The following is a 23,370-nucleotide window of genomic DNA, read 5'->3' as shown; positions in this document are numbered from 1 at the left end:
TTCAGTTGAATGTGTATGGCTTAGTCAAAAAGCGGGTCAATGACCAATGAGGGTGGAACCGCGGGTGTATACTCGTCCCTGTAACACATGGTGTTACAGGGACTTTTTGTATGTAGGAGGTAGAGTGGATGAATTTTCAGGATATGATTTTTGCATTGAAGCGTTTTTGGGCCTCCCAAGGGTGCATTATTTATGAACCATATGATGTGGAAAAAGGGGCAGGCACGATGAATCCAGCGACATTTTTACGCGTTATTGGACCGGAACCATGGAAGGTTGCATATGTGGAACCGTCACGGCGTCCTGCGGATGGTCGGTATGGTGATAATCCGAATCGGTTGTATCAACATCACCAGTTTCAAGTTATTTGTAAACCGTCACCTGATAATATTCAAGAATTATATATTAAAAGTTTGGAAGAATTGGGTATTAATCCGAAAGAACATGATATTCGTTTCGTTGAAGATAACTGGGAATCGCCAACGCTCGGTGCGTGGGGATTAGGTTGGGAAGTATGGCTTGATGGCATGGAAATCACGCAGTTCACGTATTTTCAACAAGTGGGTGGCATTGATGTGCATCCAGTGGCATCGGAAATTACGTATGGTATGGAACGACTTGCTATGTATATTCAGGGCGTAGAGAATGTATACGATTTGCAGTGGAATGATCAGGTCACGTACGGTGATATTTTCCATCAAAATGAGGTGGAACAGTCAACGTATTCTTTTGAACAGAGTGATGCGAAGTTATTGTTTGCGTTATTTGATCAGTTTGAAAGCGAAGCAAAGCGGGTTGCGGCGGTTGGATTGGTTATTCCAGCATATGATTATGTGTTGAAATGCTCGCATACGTTTAATTTATTGGATGCACGAGGTGCTATCAGTGTGAGTGAACGAGCTGCGTTTATTGGTCGTGTACGTGCGATGGCACGGTTATGTGCGAAGACGTATTTGACACAACGTGAAGCGTTAGGCTTTCCGTTGCTTAAGAAGGAGGAACACAAATGAGCAAAGATATGGTATTAGAAATTGGTACAGAAGAAATACCGGCTCATTATATGCCGGGAGCGTTAACGCAAATGGCCGAATTAGCACAGCGGTCTTTTCAAGAAGCACATATTTCGTATGGCAATGTGAAAACGTGGGGAACTCCTCGGCGGTTGGTTTTATATGTCACCGACGTAGCTGAATGGCAAGATGATATTTCGACTGTGCGCAAAGGTCCATCTGTTAAGATTGCCTATGATCAAGACGGAAAACCAACTTCCGCTGCGATTGGGTTTGCTCGTGGTCAGGGAATTGAGGTAGATAAGTTAGCTGTAGAAGACGGATATATTTTTGCCAAGGTGTTGCATAAGGGAAAAGAAACGGCATTGTTGTTGGGCGATATTTGCAAGCAAGTGGTTACGGGCTTATCTTTTCCACGTAGCATGCGCTGGGGCGATGGAGAGTTTCGCTTTGTTCGTCCCTTACGGTGGTTGGTGGCTCTTTTTGGTGATGAGGTTATTCCTTTTGAAGTGGCACGAGTCGTTTCCGGCAATATGAGTAGAGGTCATCGTTTTTTGGGAACGGGCGATTTTCTTATTCCTTCGGCAAAGGCGTATGAAGAAACGGTGCGGAATAATTTTGTGTTAGTCGATCCGGAAGAACGGAAACAGCGTATTGTGGCAGGATTGGAAGAGATGGCCAAGCAGCAGGGCGGTATGGTCTTAATGGATGAAGATTTATTAGAAGAAGTGGTATATTTAGTTGAATATCCGACTGTCCTTTGTGGCACGTTTGATCAAGCTTATTTACAGCTTCCTGAAGCGGCCGTTATTACTCCCATGAAAGATCATCAACGGTATTTCCCATTACGTGATGCAGATGGTACCGTGATGAATCGCTTTTTAACTGTTCGCAATGGCGATGATTTTCATTTGGAAACAGTGCAACATGGGAACGAGCGAGTGTTGCGAGCTAGGTTAGATGATGCGGCATTCTTCTTTGCGGAAGATAGGAAAGTACCTTTAGCATCACGAATTGATAAATTAAAGAAAATTGTTTTTCAAGATGGCTTAGGTACATTATATGATAAGTCGCTGCGGTTACAACAGCTTTGTTATTATTTGAATCATAAACTAGATTTAGGCTTGTCTGATGACGTGTTGCAACGAGCAGCCTTTTTAGCAAAGACCGATTTAGCAACACAAATGGTCATGGAATTTACGGAATTGCAAGGTGTGATGGGCAAGGAATATGCTCTGCTTGATGGGGAAGATGAAGTTGTAGCGGAAGCGTTGAAGGAACAGTATGAACCACGGTTTGCTGGTGACGTATTACCCACCACGATGGTAGGAACGGTGTTGAGCTTGGCTGATAAAGTAGATACCATTGTAGGGATGTTTAGTTTAGGCCATGTACCAACGGGATCACAAGATCCCTTTGCATTACGGCGACAGACCATAGGTGTACTGAATATGCTATTGACATCGGGGTGGAATATTAATTGTCATGAAATATTCACGGTCGTATTGGAATTATTGGGTGTAGATGCGGATAAGGCGGCAGCTGTGCAAGCGACTTTACATGATTATTTCCAATTGCGGTTTAAGAATATGTTACAAGAAAAAGGGTACGACTACCGTATTTTAGAATGTGTGTCTGAAGCGGATACGTTGAATGTTGTGGATATAGAGAAACGAGCAGCCGCGTTGACTAAGGTGGATATTATGCAGCAAGAAACGCTTTTACAGGCGTATACGCGGGTGGGCAATATGGTTAAAGAAGAATCGATTATAACCGTAGATCCTACTTTGTTTGAAACACCCGAAGAAGAAAGGTTGTATCATGTATGCCAAACGTTAGCGACTGCTTTGTCGGCTTGTTATGCTGTATATGATTACGCAGAAGCGTTGCGTCTATTAGCACGTGGTGTAGAACCAATTCATCAATTTTTAGATCATGTATTGGTTATGCATGACAATCCAGCGGTAAAAGAAAATCGCTTACATCTATTGACTTGGGTATATCAGTTGATTCAGCCTTTAGGTGATATTACACGATTGAGCTAAGTTGCTTGATAGCCCCATATATAACACGAATATGGGGCTATTCTTTTATTTAGGAAGAGAATTTTGTGTATTTTATATAAATTATAAGAGAAAGAAGCGTGTACTGTGGATAGAAATCTGTCAATTCAGCATTTTATGCAACGTCCCGTTTGGGCACAAATAGATTTAGATGCAGCCGCGTTTAATATACGTCAGATTCGTCGTATGGTTGGACCGGATGTGGCGATTATGTCTGTCGTGAAAGCGAATGCGTATGGGCATGGATCGGTAGAGTTAGCACGTGTGTTTTTGGAGCATGGCGCTGATCGAGTGGCTGTGGCCTGTCTTGGTGAGGCTATCGAGTTGAGACAAGGGGGAATTACGGGGCGTATTGTTATTTTAGGGCATACCGATGGCAGTCAGGCGGCGGAGTTGGTGAATTATGGTATTGATGTGACGGTTTTTCGGTATGAAGATGCTCTTGCTTTTTCGCAGGCGGCTGTAGCACAACAACGTATGGTTCATGTTCATATTGCCGTGGATACGGGGATGGGGCGTATTGGGTATCGACCAGATGCGTCTAGTATTGCCGAGATACAACGAATAGCGATGTTGCCTCATGTTCAGTTAGATAGTGTGTTTACTCATTTTGCCGTATCCGATGAAAGTGATGTGGCTTCTATTGAGTATACACAATTGCAATATAAGCGATTACAAGCGTTTTTAGATGAGTTGCGACAAGTGGATATTGTACCAGCGTATGTTCATTGCTGTAATAGTGCTGGCGTAGTGTGGGGAAAATCGCTTTTGGCAGGCATGGTGCGTCCGGGAATTTTACAATATGGTTATCATCCATCGGCAACGGTACAGGCTACCTCGTTTTGTCCACGTCCCGTCATGTCTTTACGGGCTTGTATTACCCATATTAAGGTTTTAGAAGCGGGGGAAACGGTTAGTTATGGACGGCATTTTCAAGCCAAGGAACAACGAGTAATTGCCACACTGCCGATTGGTTATGCTGATGGGTATCCTCGGGCATTATCTAATCGTGGCGATGTATTAGTGCGAGGAAAACGAGCAAGGCAGGTAGGGAATATTTGTATGGATCAATGTATGATCGATGTTACGGATATCCCTCAGGTAGCCGTTGGCGATGAGGTTGTGTTGTTTGGACAGCAAGGTGATGAGTCGGTGCCGTTAGAAGAATTAGCGTGTTGTATTGGTACGATTGCACATGAAATTCTTTGTAATATTAATCGCCGAGTGCCACGTGTGTATGTGCAGGGTGGTGAAGTGGTACGGCGGTTAGAATATTTAGTGGAATAGGGGTATTACTTTTTTACATACGTTATAAAAGGTACATGCTAATTTGTAATACAAAAATGAAAGTGATAATGATATAGTTATATATACGCCTCTATATGAGTTATAATAAAATAAATGAGAAAACGCAGACAATATGAGCGGATAAGATTGTTTTACTTTTCACAAATACGTGGTATACTAAACATAGAAAGAATACCACATTGGAGTGGTATTACCCCTTTCGGTAGAAAGGCTGGTAGAAAGTGAGGCGTTACATCATGAAACAAGTACAAGAAGATGTCTATAAACAGAACCAAGGCATGATTGCATGTTTTTTCTCTTGTCAAGGTTGCCTTAGACAAAAACAATATGTTTGGCGAATGATTGCGTTGGCATTGGTAGGAATGATTGCATCCAGTTTGATACAAGCACAAGGTATGGATGCGGTTGTTGGGGGTATATTAGCTATCGTTGCTGGTATTTCGGGGATTACCTTAGGTATTCGCCGGTTTCATGATTTAGGTAAAACCGGTTGGTGGATGATACTGGGAGTGATCCCTGGCGTTAATATAGGTGTTGTATTATATTTGCTAGGCACATCCGGAATGTATCGTACACAACAATATAGCTTTTCAAAAGTATCTTAAATTACGAGGAGTGATACGGAATGGGAGCATTTCTTTTTTCTTCACGAGGACGAGTGAATCGTAAGCCATATATTATATCTATGATTATATTAGGCATTGTGACAGGATTCTTTTCTTGCCTTAGTGAGGGGGCAGGGGATATATTTATAGTGTCGTTAGTTAGTGTGATTGTTATTTGTTTATGCTCCATCGCATCTATTCTATTAACGATACGCCGGTTTCATGATTTAAATCGATCTGGATGGTATACTTTATTGGGTTTTATTCCGATCGTTAATTTCGTTGTGAGCTTATACCTATTGTTTAAGCGTGGTACTGAAGGTGAAAATAAGTATGGGGCTGATCCGCTGTTGTGAGTTGTGCGATCATTACTTGTTATAAAGCACGTAAAAGAGCGTTTTCCTGAGAAATAGGGAGAACGCTCTTTTATATTGCTTATAGTTGATTGGTATCCTCTTGGAGCTTTTTTGTCAGATAGAAGAAAAACTTAAAATTTATAATAGCGATTATCTGAACGAGAAGGTAAATCTGGATTTGTCAATAAGGATTATAAATTTAATTTTTATAAAAGCATACGAAAAAAGAATATATTTGAAGATAAATTGAAAAAAACGTATAAAGAAAAATGAGAAAAGAAAGCAATATATTTGATAAAAAAGTGGTAAGACTGTATAGTTTTTAAAATGAGTTACAATTGAGATTAAAGAGAATTTTTATTCATTTTTTGAATAAAAAAATATATGAATATAAAACCGTAAAAATAGTATTTATATAATAATATGAACGAAAATTCATTTAACCAGATAGAGTATAAATGATGATGAAGATGATAATCTTATTCTACATATAAATAAAGTACACGCAAAAAAAATTTATTTTTTTTTGCGTGTATGAGTAAGTCTATATATGTGGGGGGTACTATGTATATATTTCTTAAACACCCGTGAAAAATGGGAAGCCGAGGCATAACCGACTATTGTCGCAATATAGGCAATGGAGTATTCGTTAGATCGTAGCAGTTTTTTTGCTTCCTGGCAACGCAATCGATGATGATACGATAAGGGAGTTTCTCCCGTCGTTTCGTGAAATACGCGTACGAGATAGCAAGCATTGACATAGAGTGTTTGACTTAATTGTGGCAATGAAAATTTTTCTGTATAGTGTTGTTGGATGTACTTTTGTGCTTGTTCGGTTAACTCTTTTTTTGCTCCTTTCCATGTCGGAAGGTCGGGACGACAACGAAAACAAGGACGATAGCCATGCATTTCGGCTATTTTAAATGTAGGAAATATAACGATATGACTAGGGTTTGCTAAGCGTGTCGAACAAGAGGGACGGCAAACTATTTTTGTCGTGCTCACGCCATAGACAAACTGGTCATCATATTCATGGTTACGTGTCTTTATGGCGGTCCATTCTTCATCGGTCATGGTAATGTACTCCTTTCTTTACGAGGGGGTCTTATTAATTGTTATTATAACATATGGAGTGTGTAAAATATATTGATATTAAAATTCATTTTTATGGCAGGTAAATTTGGAATAAAAATAATTGAATAAGAAGTCAATATTAGAATAACATATGCAGAACAATTCATGTATTATTATTGAAGGGGTAGTACGTCATCTAGCATTTGTGTGTGAAGGCGCTGCTTCTAAAAAATAATAAGAGGGAGGTAAGCGACAATGCCATTATCAATGTTGCAACGTGGAGAAAGCGGTGTTGTAAAATCGATTCACGGAAAACAAAAAGACATTCGGCACTTAGCTGACTTAGGAGTAGTGGTAGGCGCTACAGTTAAAGCTGTGAATGAAATTGAGGGTAATATTATTATAGAAGTAAAAGGCTCTCGGCTAGCCATGAATAAAATAATGGCGAATCGCATTATCCTCGACGTATGATGAAAGGAGAGAGCGGCATGAAAACTTTACGTGATGTGTCTGTAGGCGAAACTGTAACGGTCGTAAAAGTCCGTGGCGATGGTGCGTTAAGACGCCGTATTTTAGACATGGGGATTACAAGAGGTGCGAAAATTTATATTCGTAAATCGGCACCGTTAGGGGATCCATTAGAGCTTACTGTACGGGGATATGAACTTAGTATTCGTAAAAGTGACTCAGAAATGGTAGAAGTTGAATAAAGGAGAGGAAATTATGACTATTAGAATTGCACTTGCCGGGAATCCGAATACTGGGAAAACAACGTTGTTTAACGCGTTGACTGGTAGTGTTCAGCATGTTGGTAACTGGCCTGGTGTTACGGTAGAAAAGAAAGAAGCTGCTTTACGTTATGATAAATCAGTTATTATCGAAGACTTGCCAGGTATTTATTCGTTATCACCATATACAACTGAAGAAATTGTTACACGTACGTATATCGTAAATGAACGTCCTGATGCTATTTTGAACATCGTCGATGCATCGAACCTGGAACGTAACTTATATTTAACGACACAACTCGTTGAAGTAGGGGTTCCTGTGTTGCTTGCGTTAAACATGATGGATATTGTTAAGCGCAATGGCGATAAGATTGATATGGAAAAATTGGGCGAAGAACTGGGCTGTACAGTAGTCCCTATTTCCGCATTAAAAGGGGAAGGGATTAAAGAAGCTGCATTAAAGGCAGTAGAATTAGCTAAAGCGAAGAAACCTCATGTATCTCGCCATACATATAACGATCAATTAGAAAAGTGTTTGGATGAAATTGGTGCTTTGATTAAGGATAAGGCGGATCAAGATGGTATTCGTTGGTATACAACGAAAGCGTTTGAACGAGATGCACAAATTTTAAAAGCACTTGATTTAGATGCAGATACACAAGCTAAAGTAGAAGCAATTATTAAAGACTGTGAAGAACGCGAAGATGACGATAGTGAAGGTATCGTTACGAATGCTCGATACGAATATATTTCTGGTCTTATAGAACATTGCTATGAAAAGAAAAATAAAACAGGCTTGACTGTTTCCGACCGAATTGACCAAATTGTTACAAACCGAATTTTAGCATTGCCGATTTTTGTATTTATTATATTTATCGTTTACTATCTTTCGATTTCGACAATTGGTACAGCTGGTACAGATTGGATCAATGATAACTTGTTTGGCGATATTGTTCCTAGCATCTTAGATCCGTTCTTAACATCTATTGGTCTTTCCGAATGGTTACATGCATTGATCATGGATGGTATTGTTGCTGGCGTAGGTGCCGTTATTGGTTTCTTACCGCAGATGTTAGTCTTGTTTATTTGCTTGGCTATTTTGGAAGACTGTGGGTATATGGCTCGTATTGCCTTCATCTTAGACCGTATTTTCCGTAAATTTGGTTTATCGGGTAAATCTTTTATTCCTGTATTGGTATCTACTGGTTGTGGTATCCCGGGAATCATGGCTTCGCGTACGATTGAAAGTGATAATGACCGTCGGTTGACTGTTTTAACGGCTACATTTATGCCATGTGGGGCTAAGTTACCTATTATTGCATTGATCACGGGTGCGTTATTCCCTGATTCTACATGGATTGCACCATCTGCTTATTTCTTAGGTATTCTGTCCATTGTTATTTCTGGTATTATATTAAAGAAAACATCTCTCTTTGCAGGAGATCCGACACCGTTTGTTATTGAATTGCCGGCTTATCATATTCCAAGTCCATTGAACGTATTACACGTTATGTTGGATCGTGGTTTGGCCTTTGTAAAAAAAGCTGGTACGGTTATCTTATTGGCTACGGTTATCGTTTGGTTCTTATCCAGCTTTGATTGGCATTTATGCATGGTTGACGATATCGGTAATTCTATTTTGGCTACGATTGGTCGTGTTATTGGTCATATCTTTGTGCCCGTTGGTTTTGGCGACTGGAAAGCAACCGTTGCGTCTATTACGGGCTTAATGGCAAAAGAAAACTTGGTTGGTACATTTGGTATATTGTATGGCTTTGCTGATGTGGATGCGGATGACAGTGTTGCTATTTGGCAGACGCTTCATAGTCAATATACACCGCTTGCTGGGTATAGCTTGATGGTATTTAACTTATTGTGCGTACCTTGCATGGCTGCTGTTGGTGCGTTACGTCGTGAAATGATGTCCGCTAAGTACACTTTATTTGCTGTTACTTATCAATGCGTATTTGCTTATGCAATGTGCTTGATGATTTATCGTATTGGCTTGTGGATTACGACTGGTGCCTTTACTATTTCCACAGTTGCAGCTATTATTGTTGCTCTTGTCTTCTTATACCTGATCTTTGTTAAGAAAGCGGCAAAACCAAAACAACAAGATCAATTTGAAGTTATTGAAGCAGTGGAATCAGCTGTTCAAGGAAATAAAAATAAATAATGATTTGAAAGGAAGTAATTATTATGGCAAACATTATTGTAGGAATTATTGTGTTGGCTGTTATTGTAGGAGCTGCCCGTAGTGTATACAAGAAAAGAAATTCTTGCAGTTGTGGTTGTGGCAGCGATTGTGGTACGAATTGTCACCATTAATTTAATAATAGTTACGAAAAAGTTACGCAAACCAAAAGGAACCGTTCATATGAACGGTTCCTTTTGGTTTGGTGGATTAGGTAAAAAAGATTTATTCTTTTCGTCAGGACGGCTGATTAAAGCGAACGATGATATTTCTTTTTCCTATTGAGAAGGCGAAACGGGGTGCGGAAAATCTACGTTCGCATGATTAGTGGTGGGGGTATATATATCAACGGCTGGCATGATTTATTTTTGAGATATGCTGTTGTTGGCGATGACACAACGTTGTAAGGGACATTTGTCGATTTATCTTACTTTTCAAGATTCGGATAGTGCGGTTGCCCCACGGATGTCCGTCAGGAAAGTTTGGCTGAGGCACTCTATTTGAGTGGTACGGGATAGGGGGAGGAACGATGGGCATAGATGAATTGTTAGATAGCGTTGGTTTGAAATTACGTTATCGGTATGCTTATCTAGGAAAAATTTTTAGTGGGCAACGGATTGTGATGATTTTTGCACCAACGATTTGGCGGTAGTACGATATATTGGTACTCGCACGCTAGTGATGTTCAGGAAAAATCAAGGAAAGGGGGGCCTGTCGAAAACATTATTTACTAATCCGTGTCATGCTTATAATGAAGTTATTATTATCAGCTATTTTGCAACTTGATGCTACGATGGAAAGGCAAAAAGTGTCGTCAATATGGGAAAATGATATATCTGTACAAGGGTATTTATAAGAAGTGGAACAAGAGGCAGTTTGTGCGAAAAGACGCATAGTAATGGAGTGAGAAAAGAAGTTGTATATAGACACGCAATGAGGCGAGATATCATTGCGTGTTTTTTAGTGAGAAAGAGAAAAATGTGACAAAATTGGACTAGAGCAAATCATAATGGTGTTTACGGATATGGCTGTTACAAAACAGCATACGATAATAATTATTTTTAGTAATTTTGTATGCATTAATTGGGGCGGTGTGTTATAATCAACATAGTTATAATTTTAAATGAGGTGATTTTTTTGTCTAAGCCGATTTTTGTTACGGGGCATAAAAGCCCGGATACTGATTCTATTTGCACTTCTATTGCATTTGCAACATTGCGTCAGTTACAAGGCATGAATACGATACCTATACGAGCAGGTGAAATAAATAAAGAATCGATGTTTGCTTTACAATATTTTAAGGTTGATCCACAGCCGTTAGTAACCGATGTATATCGAAAAGTGGGAGATGCAGTGCGTTGCGATGTGCCTGCTTTGCCGAAGCAGGCAAGTTTAAAAGATGCAGTTCAGTGGTTTTCTCAACAGGGTGTAGATGTGGCACCTGTTGTTGAGGGAAATACGTTTGTCGGTGTGGTGGATAAACAAGTATTTGCCGATGCGTTTATTCTTTCGGTTTTGGGGAAAGAATTACCACTAATTGCCGATTTAGTGCATACACCTAAACAGGTTTTTGCTCCGAGTGATAAGGGATTAGATGTTCCTGACACAGGGGAATTTGTTGTTGTTGATGGCGAAACTTATGTGGGCATGATTAATGCTGCCGATGTAGAATTGGCTGAAAAACAAAAAGTGATGTTAGTTGACCACAATGAACAAAAACAGATTATTGATGGAATTGAAGATGCTGAAATTGTAAGTGTGGTAGATCATCATCGCATTGGTGGAACGTTGATGACGGATGGCCCTATCTTTATTTTGTTCCGTCCCGTAGGATGTACGGCAACGATTGTTACTTCTCTGTATGAGCAAGAGGGCGTAGAGATACCTAAAGCGATTGCGGGATTATTACTTTCGGCAATTCTTTCGGATACGGTATTGTTCCGCTCTCCAACGTGTACAGCAGAAGATAAGAAAACGGCGATTAAATTAGCGGCAATAGCTGGTGTCGATGTTGAAACGTATGGGATGGAAATGTTGAAAGCAGGTGCGAATGTATCTGATTTAACACCAGATCAAATTGTTCATAATGATATGAAAGAATTTTCAGATGGTATTCATACCTTTACGGTTGCACAAGTACAAGTAATGGATACGACTGATGTGTTAAAGCAAAAAACGGAGTTATTAGCTGCTTTAGAACGGTTGCGTGCATCGAAAGATTTTATTGCGTCCTTTTTGATGGTTACGAGTATTATTGATGAAGCAACGACGTTTTTGTTTGCTGGGGACATAGAACATGTAGTGGCCAAGGCGTTTGCTAAGGACGTAGCCGATCAGGCTGTTTATTTACCTCATGTTATGAGTCGAAAAAAACAAATTATACCTCCTTTGTTAGAGGCAATGAAGTAAAGAGAGAAAAAAGGCTCATCGTGAGGTGAGACTTTTTTTTTGAGAGAGTGAGGAGATATGTTGATGAGTTCTATTTTAGAAGGACTAAATTCACGACAACAGGAAGCGGTATTACAGATTGAAGGCCCTGTTCTTGTTACGGCTGGTGCTGGGTCAGGAAAGACAAAGGTGCTTACGTGTCGAATTGCTCATATCTTGGAAACGGGCGTGGCACCGCAACGAATTTTAGCGATCACATTTACCAATAAAGCGGCTAAAGAAATGCAGGAACGGGTAGCTTTGTTAATTGGCGATGTGGCAAAGTCTATGTGGATTAGTACGTTTCATTCGTTTTGTGCCAAACTCTTGCGTATGCATCTTGATGGGAAATTTGGTTATCATCGCAATTTTGTTATATATGACAGTACGGATCAATTGACGGTTGTCAAAAAGATGCTCAAGGAATTACAGCTGGATGAAAATAGGTTTTTACCTCATGTTGTATTAAGTACGATTTCTAATGCTAAAAATGCTTTGCTTACAGCGAAAGAATGGGCAAAACAAGCAGGTGATTTTTATCAGCAGAAAGTGGCAGAAGTGTATTTTCGGTATGAACGGGAATTACAGGAAAATAATGCCTTGGATTTTGATGATTTATTGACATATACAGTGAAATTATTGCAAGAAGACGAAACGATACGGGCGAGGTATCAAGACCGATTTCAATATATTCTTATTGATGAATACCAAGATACAAATTATGCACAATATATGTTGACAAGGATTTTAGCAAAAAAGTGGCGTAATATTTGTGTGGTCGGTGATGCAGATCAGAGTATTTATGCCTGGCGTGGCGCAGATATTCGTAATATTATTGATTTTACACGTGATTATCCTGAAGCGGTTTCTATTAAGTTGGAGCAAAATTATCGCTCAACGAAAACGATTTTACAAGCGGCAAATGCGGTTATTTCGCATAATGAAAAACGGCCATCGAAGGTTTTGTGGACGGATAATGAATGTGGCAAAAAGATTATTCATTATCAGGGTGCCACAGAACGTGATGAAGCGGATTATGTGGCGGGATGTATTTATAATCGCCATGATAAAAGAGGCGAGCCTTATGGTGATATGGCAATCTTATTTCGCATAAATGCTCAATCACGTATATTGGAAGAAGAACTTATTAGGCGAGGAATTCCTTATACGATGGTAGGCGGAACAAAATTTTATGATCGCAAAGAAATTAAGGATGTTATTGCCTATTTGCGTTTGTTAGTAAATCCGCAAGATAGTCTAAGTTTGCTACGGGTTATTAATGTGCCCAAACGGGGCGTTGGACAAATCACGTTGGAAAAGGTAGTGGCATATGCGGAAGAACGGCAAATGAGTGTGTTTTATGCCTTGACAGAAGTGGAAAATATTGATATAGCTGAACGGGTAAAACAGACAATGAAGGCTTTTATTGATGTTATTTTTTCTTTGGCAGAAAAAGCGACAACGATGGATGTATTTTCTTTATTGGAAACGGTTATAAAGGATACGGGATATGGTGATTTATTAGCCGCTGAAGCTCGTAAGGATACGCGAGGCGAGACTAGGCAAGCCAATGTAGGGGAATTTTTGTCAGTTGCAAAAGAGTATGTTGATGGGAATCCTAACGGGACGATACAAGACTTTTTAGAAACGGTAGCATTAGTTAGTGATGCTGATTCTTTTGAAAATAAGGAATCGCAAGTTACGCTTATGTCACTGCATGCAGCGAAGGGATTAGAGTTTCCTATTGTCTTTTTAGTGGGGTTAGAAGAAGGGCTGTTTCCGCACAGTCGTTCTTTGATGGATCCGATGCAATTGGAAGAAGAACGGCGACTGGCTTATGTTGGGATTACACGAGCTGAACGTCAATTATACGTGACGAATGCTATCTCGCGTATGTGGTATGGCAGTATATCATCGCATGTGCCAAGTCGATTTTTAGCGGAAATTCCAGCAGAATTAAAAGATGTAAAAGAAATGTCTCGTTTGATGAAGCAAAAACGGTTTTCTGTTCTTAGTAAACAACGTGTTTCTGTATTATCGACTGCCGTGTCTACGTCCTTACCAAAGAAACATCAGGTGGATACGTCCATTCAAAAAGGTGACTTGGTACAACATAAAATTTGGGGTAAGGGAAAGGTAGTAGAGGTTTTTGGTTCGGGCGATAGCATGCAATTAAAAATACAATTTCCAACGCAAGGTGTACGGCAGGTAATGGTAAAGTATGCACCGATTGAAAAAGTATAATAGGAGGATAGCGGATGTGTGAAGTAACGGAAAAGCAAATAAAAGAGCTACGTCATAAAATTGAAGAGTTAAGTTATCAATATTATACGTTAGATGCACCTACTGTTTCTGATTATGAATATGATATGTTGTATCGGCAATTAGAACAGGCAGAAAAAGCTCATCCTGAATGGATTACTCCTGATTCGCCGACACAACGGGTCGGTTCTAAGTTAGCTGGTGGCTTTGCCAAATATACGCATGATCAGCCGATGCTTAGTTTAGGTGATGTGTTTTCGGATGATGAAGTGCGAGCATTTGATGAACGGGTACGTGCGGAATTACTATCTACACCGATTCAATATGTGGTTGAATTGAAGATTGATGGCTTAGCGGTTAATTTGATTTATGAAAAGGGGCGTTTTGTTCGAGGCGTAACCCGTGGAGATGGACGGGTAGGTGAGGATATTACGCATAATGTGCGGACAATTCGGACTATCCCGTTGCGTATTCCGACTACCGCTGCACATGTGGAAATTCGGGGCGAAGTTTATATGCCTATTGGGTCTTTTCAGATCTTAAATGAACAACGGCTTGCTGATGGGATGGAGCCTTTTGCTAATCCACGCAATGCCGCTGCTGGTTCATTGCGGCAACAAGATCCGCAGATAACGGCAGAGCGTAAATTGGCTTTTTTTGCTTATGCCGTAGGTGGCATGGATGGCTTGCTTATATCAAGTCAAGCGGAGTTGTTACAGCAGTTGCAAACGTGGCGCTTTCAAGTTAATCCCGAATATCGTGTTTTTTTTACTATTGAAGATGTTATCGACTATATTCATACGTGGGATGAAAAAAGAGATAGTTTAGGGTATGCTACGGATGGTATGGTGATCAAGGTAAATGCTTTTTCGCAACAACGACAATTAGGTAATACGGTGAAAATTCCTCGGTGGGCAATTGCTTATAAATTTCCGCCGGAACAGGTGAAAACACAGGTTGCTGATATTTCGATTTCCGTTGGTCGTACGGGAGTCTTGACTCCGACGGCTGATTTAAAACCAGTCTCTTTAGCTGGGACGATAGTAAAACGAGCGACATTACATAATGAAGATTACATTGCAGAAAAGGATATTCGCATTGGCGACACGGTGATCATTCAAAAAGCTGGTGAAATTATACCAGAAGTAGTACGGGCAATTACATCTGTGCGAACGGGAAGTGAACAGGTTTATCGTATGCCGACGCAATGCCCTAGTTGTGGTAAGATGGTTGTACGTGTTACTGGTGAAGCCGCTATTCGTTGTGTCAATCCAGCATGTCCGGCAATGATTGCTGAACAAGTGATTCATTTTACTTCGCGACAGGCCATGAATATAGATGGGGTAGGTGATGCGTTAGTACGGCAATTGTTAGAACATCAATTGATTCGGGATGCGGCTGATTTATATACATTGCAAAAAGAGCAACTCCTTTCGTTAGAAGGATATGGTGAAAAGGCGGCAGATAATGTGCTGGGGGCCATTGAAAAGAGCAAGGTAGTTGGCTTAGGACGTGTGTTGTTTGCGTTAGGCATACGGTTTGTTGGTGCAAAGACCGGGCAAGTATTGGCAGAACATATGGGATCGTTGGCTGGATTGAAAAAAGCAACGGAAGAAGAATTGATGTCGATTCCTGATATTGGTCCGCGTACGGCGAAGAGTGTGGTGTCTTTCTTTCATGATGAGGCAAATCAAAAACTCGTGGATAAATTAGTTAGGGCTGGCGTGCAAATGACTGTACCAGAAAAAACGGTTATTAATCATACTTTTGTCGGTGAATTGGTAGTGGTAACGGGTAAGTTAGCATCTTTTTCAAGGAAAGCAGCTGAACAAGCTGTAATTTTGCGAGGGGGAAGTTGTTCTTCTACGGTAACCAAAAAGACGACATTGCTTGTTTGTGGAAATGATCCTGGAAGTAAATATGATAAAGCAAAAAAAATGGGTGTGCCGATTATTAGGGAAGAAGAATTTCAAGCTCGCTTACAGGATGAGTAGATGTAAAAGTGTAAAAATGATATAATATGAAGTTGTAAATGATTAGTATTATTGGCTAAGGGGTGTCTTTATGAAAATCACTAGCGAAGAAATAAAAAAAATAGCCCTCTTATCACGGCTTACTGTGAAAGAAGAGCAGATGGCAGTAGTAGAAAAACAGATGAGTGATATTTTGTCTTATATGGATTTAATCGGGGAAGTAGATTTGACGGACGTAGAACCGACAGCTCATGCCGTTCCGTTACGGAATGTTATGCGTGCGGATGAACCGCGTAAGTCGTTAGATCATGGAGAAGCATTGTCCAATGCACCAGAGGAAGAAAATGGGTATTTTAAAGTACCGAAAGTGTTACAGGATTAAGGAGGGATATTGTGAAATCAATGACGATTCATGGATTGCATAACAAATTGATACATCGTGAAATTACGGCTGTGGAATTGACGGAAGCGTATTTAGCACATAAAGATAAGGTGGAACCGAAAGTACAGGCCTTTTTATCAGACCAGCGTGAAACCGCTTTACAGCAAGCGGCTGCTGTGGATGCGAAACTTTCGGCTGGTCAGGAAATTAGTATGATGGCAGGGATTCCAGGGGCGATTAAAGATAATATTTGTGAAAAAGGACAGCAAGCATCTTGTGCATCACATATTTTGGAATCTTTTCGTGCTCCTTATAATGCAACGGTTATTGAACGGTTGCTGCAGCAGGATTATATTAGTTTAGGTAAAACGAATATGGATGAATTTGCTATGGGTAGTTCGACAGAAAATTCTGCTTTTCATCCCACTTATAATCCGTGGAATGTTGCACATGTACCAGGAGGCTCTTCCGGTGGTAGTGCTGCTGCAGTTGCTGCAGGGGAATGCGTTTGGTCATTGGGTTCGGATACGGGGGGGTCGATTCGACAACCCGCGTCATATTGTGGTGTTGTCGGGTTGAAACCTACATATGGGTTGGTTTCGCGGTATGGCCTTATCGCTTATGCTTCTTCTTTAGATCAAATTGGACCTATCACGCAGGATGTTATGGATTGTGCTATTGTTTTAAATGCAATTGCTGGACATGATGAAAAGGATAGTACATCTATATGCCAAGAAGAAAAAGATTATACAAAAGCACTTATACGGGATGTCAAGGGATTAAAAATTGGTGTTCCTCAAGAATTTTTTGGTGATGGGTTGGATGCTACTTGTCGTCAAGCATTAGAAGAAGCGATAAAGACCTATCAATCGTTGGGGGCAGAAATTGTATCCGTTTCTATGCCGCATTTGAAATATGGTTTAGCCGCGTACTATATTATTGCTCCAGCGGAAGCAAGTTCTAATTTAGCACGTTATGATGGCGTTGGCTTTGGCATGCGTGTACCAGGTAAAAATATTGTTGAAATGTATGAAAAAACGCGTACCGCTGGGTTTGGCCCGGAAGTACAACGGCGTATTTTGTTAGGGACATATGTACTTAGCTCGGGCTATTACGATGCGTATTATTTGCGGGCTATGAAAGTGCGTACTTTGGTGAAGCAAGATTATGATAAAGCCTTAAAACAATGTGATGTATTGCTCACCCCAACGGCACCAGATGTGGCCTTTTTAGTGGGTGAACATGTGAATGATCCGTTGGCAATGTATCTTGCGGATGTATGCACTGTAACGTTAAATTTGGCAGGATTGCCTGGTATGAGTATTCCTTGTGGGTATAAAAATGGATTGCCTATAGGGATGCAGCTAATTGGCAGAGCTTTAGGAGAAGAAACGTTGCTTCGCGTTGCTTATGCTTTTGAACAAGAGCGGACAGATGTGCAGCAACAAGCACCTGTCGGGGAGGTTACGCTATCATGAAATATGAATCTGTCATTGGATTAGAAGTCCATGCTGAATTAAAAACAAAGACTAAAATTTTTTGTGGTTGTAGCACAGAATTTGGAGCAGAGCCCAATACACATGTATGCCCTGTATGCTTAGGGTTGCCTGGGGTATTGCCCGTATTGAATAAAGAAGTATTGCATTTTGCTGTGAAAGCTGGGTTGGCTTTACATTGTGATATTTTACCATTTAGCAAGTTTGATCGGAAAAATTATTATTATCCTGATTTGCCTAAAAATTTTCAAACATCTCAGTTTGATTTGCCTATTTGTTTAAATGGGTATGTGGATATTGAGGTAGGGGGTAAACAGCGTCGTATTCATTTAACCCGTATTCATATGGAAGAAGATGCAGGCAAGTTAGTGCATAGTGGCTCTACTATTGATACATCCGATTCCTCTTGTGTCGATTATAATCGTACGGGTGTACCTCTTATTGAAATTGTGTCGGAACCGGATATTCGAAGTGGAGAAGAAGCACGTGCGTATTTAGAAAAACTCCGTTCTATTTTACAGTATTTAGGTGTTTCGGATTGCCGGATGGAAGAAGGAAGTATGCGGTGTGATGCCAATATTTCTATTCGACCAGTTGGGTCAGAAACATTAGGTACGAAGACAGAAATTAAAAATATTAATTCCTTTAGTGGGGTGCAAAAAGGAATTGAGTATGAAGCGGTACGACAAGCACAAATTTTAGAAGAAGGTGGTACGATCCAGCAAGCAACACGCGGATGGGAAGAAGCCAAGGGAATTACGGTATTACAACGTATTAAAGAAGGAAGTAGCGATTATCGGTATTTCCCTGAACCCGATTTAATTCCTATTGAAGTATCGTCAGAATATATTGAAGAGGTACGGCGTGAATTACCAGAATTACCAGATGTTCGGAAAGAACGATTTAAAACGGAATTTGGTTTATCCGATTATGATTCGTCGTTATTAACAGCGGATAAGGCTACGGCAGATTATTTTGAAGCGGTAGTGCAGGATGGTATTGATGCAAAAACGGTATCGAATTGGATTTTAGGTGAAATTGCTAAAAAGTTGAACGAAGAAGGAATTTCTATTGAACATATTCCTGTGACACCTACGGCATTAGCCGCACTTTTGCGGTTAATTCAAGGCGGGACAATTTCTGGTACGATGGCAAAACAGGTATTACCTGAAATGTGGAGTACTCAGAAGAGTGCAGATGAAGTGGTCAAGGAAAAAGGATTAGTACAAATTACAGATACGAATGCCTTAGAAGAGATTGTACAAAAAATTATTGATGCAAATCCTCAATCGGTAGCAGATTATCAAGCAGGTAAGAAAAAAGCTATTGGTTTTTTAGTAGGACAAATTATGAAAGAAACCAAAGGCAGAGCAAATCCTGGCCTGGTAAATCAGTTGTTACAGCAAAAATTACAGTAAGTGCGTAATATAGAGAAATAAAGTATGTCATTGTATATAGTATGACATACTTTATTTTTTTTGTGTGTTTGTGAAAAAAAGAACTCCAAATTTTCGTGTTTTTGGGCGATTGTCACTGTTTTTATGTCGTTAGTAGGAATTTTGTTGAGACATAGAAAAGATCCTTGTTATAGTGATAACAGGATACACACGGAATATATATAAAGGAGGTCTTATATGATTGATCGAAAAAAAGCAACGGTTCTATTTGCTTTAGTGCTTATGATCGGTATTTTTTTTATGCCTGATTTACCAGGGTTGACTAGTGCCGGGAAAGCAACATTAGGAGTATTGGTATTTGCGGTTATCATGTGGGTAACACAGGCTGTATCATATCCTGTCAGTGCCGTTGCAATCATTGCTTTTTTAGCGTTATTGCTAGGATTTTCTCCTGCCGAAGGAACAAGTGGAGCCTTATTAGGAACGAGTAAAGCTATACCATTAGCTTTAAGTGGCTTTATTAATGGCGGATGGGTACTCGTTGTAGCAGGATTATTTATGGCATCGGGTATTATCCATTGTAGTTTGGAAAAACGTATTGCTTATCATGTTTTAATGATTTTTGGTACGAAGGTAAAAAATATTTTTGCTGGGATTATCGCATTAATGGCATTATTGTGTTTTGTTATCCCTTCGATGACCGCACGAGCGGCTACGATTACTCCGATTGCTGTGGGTTTGGTAGAGGCATTGGGGTTGCATTTACGTAGTACTTTCAGCCGTATGTTACTGGTTACCGTGGCTATTACATCGTCTGTTTCGGGGATGTTATTGTTGACTTCTGGAGCACCGAATCCGGTGGCACTATCGTTTATTGCCACGCAGTTAGGTCATGATATTTCGTGGATGGAATGGTTTATATATGCTGCTCCATATTCGATAATATTGCTTATTATATTTTATTTTGTAGTGACACGATTTAATAAGTTTGAGTTTGACGAAGCACCCGGCGGTAAGGAATTTATTGCTAAAAAATTGGAAGAATTAGGTCCAATGAGTCGGAAAGAGAAAAAAATTGCTTTGATTTTTGGAATTACAATTTTATTTTGGATGACTCAAGGCATTCATCATATTGATGCGAATACTATTTCGATGCTGTCGGTAGTGGCGATGATTTTTCCAACGATTGGTATTGCTGGGTGGAAAGAACTGTGCCGTGGTGTAGATGCAGGTACGATTCTTCTTTTTGGTGCAGGTATTTCTTTAGGAAATGTCCTTTTAAAAACGAAAGCGGCTCTATGGCTAGCGGATGTGTCGTTGGGGCATTTGCATCTTGAACATTTGCCGCCCTTGTTGATGATGGTCCCGATTATGATTGCTTTGTTGATCATTCGCTTTGCGTTTGCTAGTACCACTTCTTCTGCTGCTGCATTGGTTCCAACGGTTATTGGCTTTTTATTAAGTTTAAATAACGATGCACTACCTATGTGGGGAATGGCATTTATTGCTACGATGACTGTATATTTTTCGTTTATCTTGCCCGTGCATTCACCGCAAGCGATGATTCCTTATGGAACACAGGCGTTTGAAGTGAAAGATATGGTTAGAATGGGTGTACCATTTACGATTATCTCGTTGGTTGTATTAGGTATTTTTGTTTTTACATATTGGCATTGGTGGGGATTAATTTAAGGAGGAATAGATATGCTTAAAGCATCGCCTAAAACATTTTGGTCTCAGACAGAAGTACTTCCTAAGATCAACGCATCAGCACATATTGCGGAAGCAGCTAGTGTTATTGGTAGTGTTACCATTTCAGCTGGCGTGATGGTCTGTCCAGGGGCTTCGATCCGAGGAGATGAAGGAATGCCGATTTTTATCGGTGAAGATAGTAATATACAGGACGGAGCCGTATTGCATGGATTGATGAATAAAAGAAAAGTAGTGCAAGGAAATGAATATTCGATTTATGTGGGCAATCGTGTATCATGTGGTCATTGTTGTGTTGTACATGGTCCTTGTGTTATCCATGATGATACCTTTATAGGTTTTAATGCCGTAGTTATTGGTAGTGAAATAGACGAGCATGTATATATTGGACATGGAGCACAAGTAGTGGGTGTACATATTGCAGCAGGACGATATGTAGAACATGGAACATCTGTATTAACACAAGCACAAGCAGATGCTTTACCAGAAATACCCATAGCTATTCGCGATTTTAATGCAGAAGTAGTGGAAAAGAATACCGAGTTAGCACGTACATATTAACTTCAAGGTGGTGGATAATATGAATATACAAGATAGAATTGATAATGTATGTTTGCGTGAACTGATTAGGACCCCGGAAGAAGCGGCAGCACTTATTAAACCAGGAATGACGATTGGTACTAGTGGGTTTACTTCAGCTGGTTATCCTAAGGCGGTACCTTTAGCGTTGGCAGAACGAATTAAAAAAGAAAAATTTAAAATTAATTTGTGGACTGGTGCATCCGTAGGACCTGAATTAGATGGTGCGTTATCAGCGGTTAATGGTATCGCTCAACGCTTGCCCTATCAAACGAATAGTACGTTGCGTAATCAAATTAATTCGGGTGATGTTGAGTATGGAGATCTTCATTTAAGCCATATGTCACAAATGGTTCGTTCGGGCTTTTTACATAAGGTGGATGTTGCTATTGTTGAAGTTTGTGCGATTACGGAAGAAGGGTATTTAATTCCGACAACATCCGTAGGGAATACGACCGCTTTTGTAGAATGTGCGGATGTGGTTATCGTAGAAGTGAATATGACTCAGCCGAAAGCATTGCGAGGATTCCATGATATCTATGATGTTCGCCCTGTCCCACATCGTGAAGTAATACCTATTGTTCATTCCGATGATCGTATTGGTGTGCCTTATATTGTTTGCGATCCGCAGAAAATAAAGGCTATTGTGCCTTGTGATATTCCCGATAAACCAGCGACCTTAGCGGCACCAGATGAAGATTTTCAAGCTATGAGTTCATATTTGATTCAATTTTTGCATCAAGAAGTGCAAGCTGGGCGGTTACCAGATAATTTATTGCCCTTGCAATCGGGCGTTGGTTCTGTGGCCAATGCAGTTATACAAGGTTTATGTCAAGCTGATTTTGAGCATTTAACGGTATATACGGAAGTTATTCAAGAAGGGATTTTTGATTTGTTTGATACCGGTAAATTAGATTTTGCTTCAGGTACATCTATGACGTTATCGGCGAAAGGGTTGCAACGGTTTTATGATAATTTGGATATGTATCGTAAGAAAATATTGTTGCGACCTCTTGAAATATCGAATAGTCCTGGTGTTATTCGGCGCTTAGGTGTTATTGCGATGAATACGGCATTAGAATTTGATATTTATGGCAATGTTAATTCGACCCATGTATTGGGGAGTAAAATCATGAATGGTATTGGCGGTTCGGGCGACTTTGCTCGGAATGCTTACTTAACTTTCTTTTTTACTAAATCAATTGCAAAAAATGGTGATATTTCATCTGTTGTACCGATGTGTTCGCATATTGACCATACAGAACATGATGTGGATGTGTTTATTACGGAACAGGGAATTGCGGATGTTCGCGGTTTATGTCCAAAAGAACGTGCCTTGCGTATTATTGAAAATTGTGCACATCCCGACTATCGACCTATGTTATTAGATTATTTTCAACGAGCGATGGGCGTTACACAACATGCGAATACACCACATATTTTATCGGAAGCACTGTCTTGGCATCAACGCTTTGCTGAAACGAAGACAATGCGTATGTAATTAGTGAACTCTCCTTTTTTAATATAGTTAGTTCATGATGCACAGAAAAAAACCTATCTTTTTTAGATAGGTTTTTTTCGTTGGCATATATTTTCGTTGGTAATAAAAAATAGGCAGTTTGTCTTTTTTTTCTTGTTATTTTTATTATAAGCGTATATGTTTTAGATATAGCCTCATCCCCCTGAGTGCTAACATAGGACATACGTGAAAAACCGCCCATTTGTCTTGGGCGGTTTTTCATAGAAAAAATAAACTATTTTTTCTTGACAAGCAAAAAAGACAGACGTATAATGAACGCATACATT

At 39.9% G+C, this 23,370-nt stretch carries 20 protein-coding genes; 19 read left to right on the top strand and 1 reads right to left on the bottom strand.

Going from position 1 to position 23,370, the window contains the following annotated elements:
• The first annotated feature begins 128 nt into the window (after nt 1-128).
• The 5 genes from glyQ to HMPREF1040_RS02015 all read left to right on the top strand — a co-directional run bounded on the left by glyQ (nt 129) and on the right by HMPREF1040_RS02015 (nt 5,342).
• Entirely contained in the window at nt 129-1,010 is an 882-nt protein-coding gene (glyQ, locus tag HMPREF1040_RS02035; RefSeq protein WP_007392241.1) for a glycine--tRNA ligase subunit alpha, read from the top strand.
• Nucleotides 1,007-3,055 carry a glycine--tRNA ligase subunit beta gene (gene glyS / locus HMPREF1040_RS02030; protein ID WP_007392281.1) on the top strand — a complete coding sequence of 683 codons (2,049 nt, stop codon included), beginning with the start codon at nt 1,007-1,009 and terminating at the stop codon, nt 3,053-3,055. The genes glyQ and glyS overlap by 4 nt, the downstream gene beginning before the upstream one ends.
• A 105-nt stretch (nt 3,056-3,160) precedes the next feature.
• Complete coding sequence (gene alr, locus HMPREF1040_RS02025) at nt 3,161-4,360, top strand: alanine racemase (RefSeq protein ID WP_036257320.1); 1,200 nt, start codon at nt 3,161-3,163, stop codon at nt 4,358-4,360.
• A gap of 257 nt (nt 4,361-4,617) precedes the next feature.
• Nucleotides 4,618-4,986 carry a DUF805 domain-containing protein gene (locus HMPREF1040_RS02020; protein ID WP_007392192.1) on the top strand — a complete coding sequence of 123 codons (369 nt, stop codon included), beginning with the start codon at nt 4,618-4,620 and terminating at the stop codon, nt 4,984-4,986.
• A 20-nt stretch (nt 4,987-5,006) separates the two neighbouring features.
• Nucleotides 5,007-5,342 (top strand): DUF805 domain-containing protein, encoded by a 336-nt coding sequence (locus tag HMPREF1040_RS02015; protein WP_007392277.1) that lies wholly within the window; start codon nt 5,007-5,009, stop codon nt 5,340-5,342.
• 516 nt (nt 5,343-5,858) lie between these two features.
• Here HMPREF1040_RS02015 and HMPREF1040_RS02010 read toward each other — a convergent pair.
• Nucleotides 5,859-6,416, bottom strand: a complete 558-nt coding sequence (locus HMPREF1040_RS02010) for an Ada metal-binding domain-containing protein (RefSeq protein ID WP_007392212.1) — start codon at nt 6,414-6,416, stop codon at nt 5,859-5,861.
• A 255-nt stretch (nt 6,417-6,671) separates the two neighbouring features.
• Between HMPREF1040_RS02010 and HMPREF1040_RS02005 the strand changes: the two genes are divergently transcribed.
• From HMPREF1040_RS02005 to HMPREF1040_RS01945, 14 genes are all read left to right on the top strand, one after another.
• The gene (locus tag HMPREF1040_RS02005; protein WP_007392224.1) at nt 6,672-6,887 is read left to right on the top strand and encodes a FeoA family protein; all 216 of its coding nucleotides are present in this window, start codon (nt 6,672-6,674) and stop codon (nt 6,885-6,887) included.
• A 17-nt stretch (nt 6,888-6,904) separates the two neighbouring features.
• Nucleotides 6,905-7,126 (top strand): ferrous iron transport protein A, encoded by a 222-nt coding sequence (locus HMPREF1040_RS02000; protein ID WP_007392263.1) that lies wholly within the window; start codon nt 6,905-6,907, stop codon nt 7,124-7,126.
• A gap of 13 nt (nt 7,127-7,139) precedes the next feature.
• Entirely contained in the window at nt 7,140-9,320 is a 2,181-nt protein-coding gene (gene feoB, locus HMPREF1040_RS01995; protein ID WP_007392203.1) for a ferrous iron transport protein B, read from the top strand.
• Between the two features lie 23 nt (nt 9,321-9,343).
• A complete protein-coding gene (locus HMPREF1040_RS07815) occupies nt 9,344-9,472 on the top strand; it encodes a FeoB-associated Cys-rich membrane protein (RefSeq protein WP_007392248.1) in 129 nt (42 codons plus the stop codon).
• A 395-nt stretch (nt 9,473-9,867) separates the two neighbouring features.
• A complete protein-coding gene (locus tag HMPREF1040_RS08285) occupies nt 9,868-9,990 on the top strand; it encodes a hypothetical protein (protein WP_007392149.1) in 123 nt (40 codons plus the stop codon).
• A 476-nt stretch (nt 9,991-10,466) separates the two neighbouring features.
• Nucleotides 10,467-11,747 carry a manganese-dependent inorganic pyrophosphatase gene (locus HMPREF1040_RS01985; RefSeq protein ID WP_353935307.1) on the top strand — a complete coding sequence of 427 codons (1,281 nt, stop codon included), beginning with the start codon at nt 10,467-10,469 and terminating at the stop codon, nt 11,745-11,747.
• Between the two features lie 63 nt (nt 11,748-11,810).
• On the top strand, nt 11,811-14,009 hold the full coding sequence (gene pcrA / locus HMPREF1040_RS01980; protein ID WP_007392146.1) for a DNA helicase PcrA: 2,199 nt from the start codon (nt 11,811-11,813) through the stop codon (nt 14,007-14,009).
• 14 nt (nt 14,010-14,023) lie between these two features.
• On the top strand, nt 14,024-16,021 hold the full coding sequence (gene ligA, locus HMPREF1040_RS01975) for an NAD-dependent DNA ligase LigA (protein WP_007392251.1): 1,998 nt from the start codon (nt 14,024-14,026) through the stop codon (nt 16,019-16,021).
• Between the two features lie 70 nt (nt 16,022-16,091).
• Entirely contained in the window at nt 16,092-16,382 is a 291-nt protein-coding gene (gene gatC / locus HMPREF1040_RS01970; protein WP_007392163.1) for an Asp-tRNA(Asn)/Glu-tRNA(Gln) amidotransferase subunit GatC, read from the top strand.
• Between the two features lie 20 nt (nt 16,383-16,402).
• Nucleotides 16,403-17,860: an Asp-tRNA(Asn)/Glu-tRNA(Gln) amidotransferase subunit GatA gene (gatA, locus tag HMPREF1040_RS01965; RefSeq protein WP_036257350.1), complete on the top strand. Its 1,458-nt coding sequence runs from the start codon at nt 16,403-16,405 to the stop codon at nt 17,858-17,860.
• Nucleotides 17,857-19,296 (top strand): Asp-tRNA(Asn)/Glu-tRNA(Gln) amidotransferase subunit GatB, encoded by a 1,440-nt coding sequence (gatB, locus tag HMPREF1040_RS01960; RefSeq protein ID WP_007392142.1) that lies wholly within the window; start codon nt 17,857-17,859, stop codon nt 19,294-19,296. The genes gatA and gatB overlap by 4 nt, the downstream gene beginning before the upstream one ends.
• 216 nt (nt 19,297-19,512) lie before the next feature.
• Entirely contained in the window at nt 19,513-20,967 is a 1,455-nt protein-coding gene (locus HMPREF1040_RS01955) for a DASS family sodium-coupled anion symporter (protein WP_007392260.1), read from the top strand.
• Between the two features lie 12 nt (nt 20,968-20,979).
• Nucleotides 20,980-21,546, top strand: coding sequence for a hypothetical protein (locus HMPREF1040_RS01950; protein ID WP_007392202.1), 567 nt, complete (start codon nt 20,980-20,982; stop codon nt 21,544-21,546).
• Nucleotides 21,547-21,565: 19 nt separating this feature from the next.
• A complete protein-coding gene (locus tag HMPREF1040_RS01945) occupies nt 21,566-23,065 on the top strand; it encodes an acetyl-CoA hydrolase/transferase family protein (protein WP_007392219.1) in 1,500 nt (499 codons plus the stop codon).
• Nucleotides 23,066-23,370 lie beyond the last annotated feature (305 nt).

Source organism: Megasphaera sp. UPII 135-E, assembly GCF_000221545.1.
In the GTDB taxonomy this organism is placed as follows: domain Bacteria; phylum Bacillota; class Negativicutes; order Veillonellales; family Megasphaeraceae; genus Megasphaera; species Megasphaera hutchinsoni.
Note: the sequence above shows the minus strand (reverse complement) of the source record. Positions and strands in the feature narration are given on the sequence as shown.

Bases quoted from the DNA above. Each gene is read 5' to 3' on its own strand.
- glyQ (WP_007392241.1), top strand. From the start codon at position 129: ATGAATTTTCAGGATATGATTTTTGCATTGAAGCGTTTTTGGGCCTCC.
- glyS (WP_007392281.1), top strand. From the start codon at position 1,007: ATGAGCAAAGATATGGTATTAGAAATTGGTACAGAAGAAATACCGGCT.
- HMPREF1040_RS02020 (WP_007392192.1), top strand. From the start codon at position 4,618: ATGAAACAAGTACAAGAAGATGTCTATAAACAGAACCAAGGCATGATT.
- HMPREF1040_RS02015 (WP_007392277.1), top strand. From the start codon at position 5,007: ATGGGAGCATTTCTTTTTTCTTCACGAGGACGAGTGAATCGTAAGCCA.
- HMPREF1040_RS02010 (WP_007392212.1), bottom strand. From the start codon at position 6,416: ATGACCGATGAAGAATGGACCGCCATAAAGACACGTAACCATGAATAT.
- HMPREF1040_RS02005 (WP_007392224.1), top strand. From the start codon at position 6,672: ATGCCATTATCAATGTTGCAACGTGGAGAAAGCGGTGTTGTAAAATCG.
- HMPREF1040_RS02000 (WP_007392263.1), top strand. From the start codon at position 6,905: ATGAAAACTTTACGTGATGTGTCTGTAGGCGAAACTGTAACGGTCGTA.
- feoB (WP_007392203.1), top strand. From the start codon at position 7,140: ATGACTATTAGAATTGCACTTGCCGGGAATCCGAATACTGGGAAAACA.
- HMPREF1040_RS07815 (WP_007392248.1), top strand. From the start codon at position 9,344: ATGGCAAACATTATTGTAGGAATTATTGTGTTGGCTGTTATTGTAGGA.
- HMPREF1040_RS08285 (WP_007392149.1), top strand. From the start codon at position 9,868: ATGGGCATAGATGAATTGTTAGATAGCGTTGGTTTGAAATTACGTTAT.
- pcrA (WP_007392146.1), top strand. From the start codon at position 11,811: ATGAGTTCTATTTTAGAAGGACTAAATTCACGACAACAGGAAGCGGTA.
- ligA (WP_007392251.1), top strand. From the start codon at position 14,024: ATGTGTGAAGTAACGGAAAAGCAAATAAAAGAGCTACGTCATAAAATT.
- gatC (WP_007392163.1), top strand. From the start codon at position 16,092: ATGAAAATCACTAGCGAAGAAATAAAAAAAATAGCCCTCTTATCACGG.
- gatA (WP_036257350.1), top strand. From the start codon at position 16,403: ATGACGATTCATGGATTGCATAACAAATTGATACATCGTGAAATTACG.
- gatB (WP_007392142.1), top strand. From the start codon at position 17,857: ATGAAATATGAATCTGTCATTGGATTAGAAGTCCATGCTGAATTAAAA.
- HMPREF1040_RS01955 (WP_007392260.1), top strand. From the start codon at position 19,513: ATGATTGATCGAAAAAAAGCAACGGTTCTATTTGCTTTAGTGCTTATG.
- HMPREF1040_RS01950 (WP_007392202.1), top strand. From the start codon at position 20,980: ATGCTTAAAGCATCGCCTAAAACATTTTGGTCTCAGACAGAAGTACTT.
- HMPREF1040_RS01945 (WP_007392219.1), top strand. From the start codon at position 21,566: ATGAATATACAAGATAGAATTGATAATGTATGTTTGCGTGAACTGATT.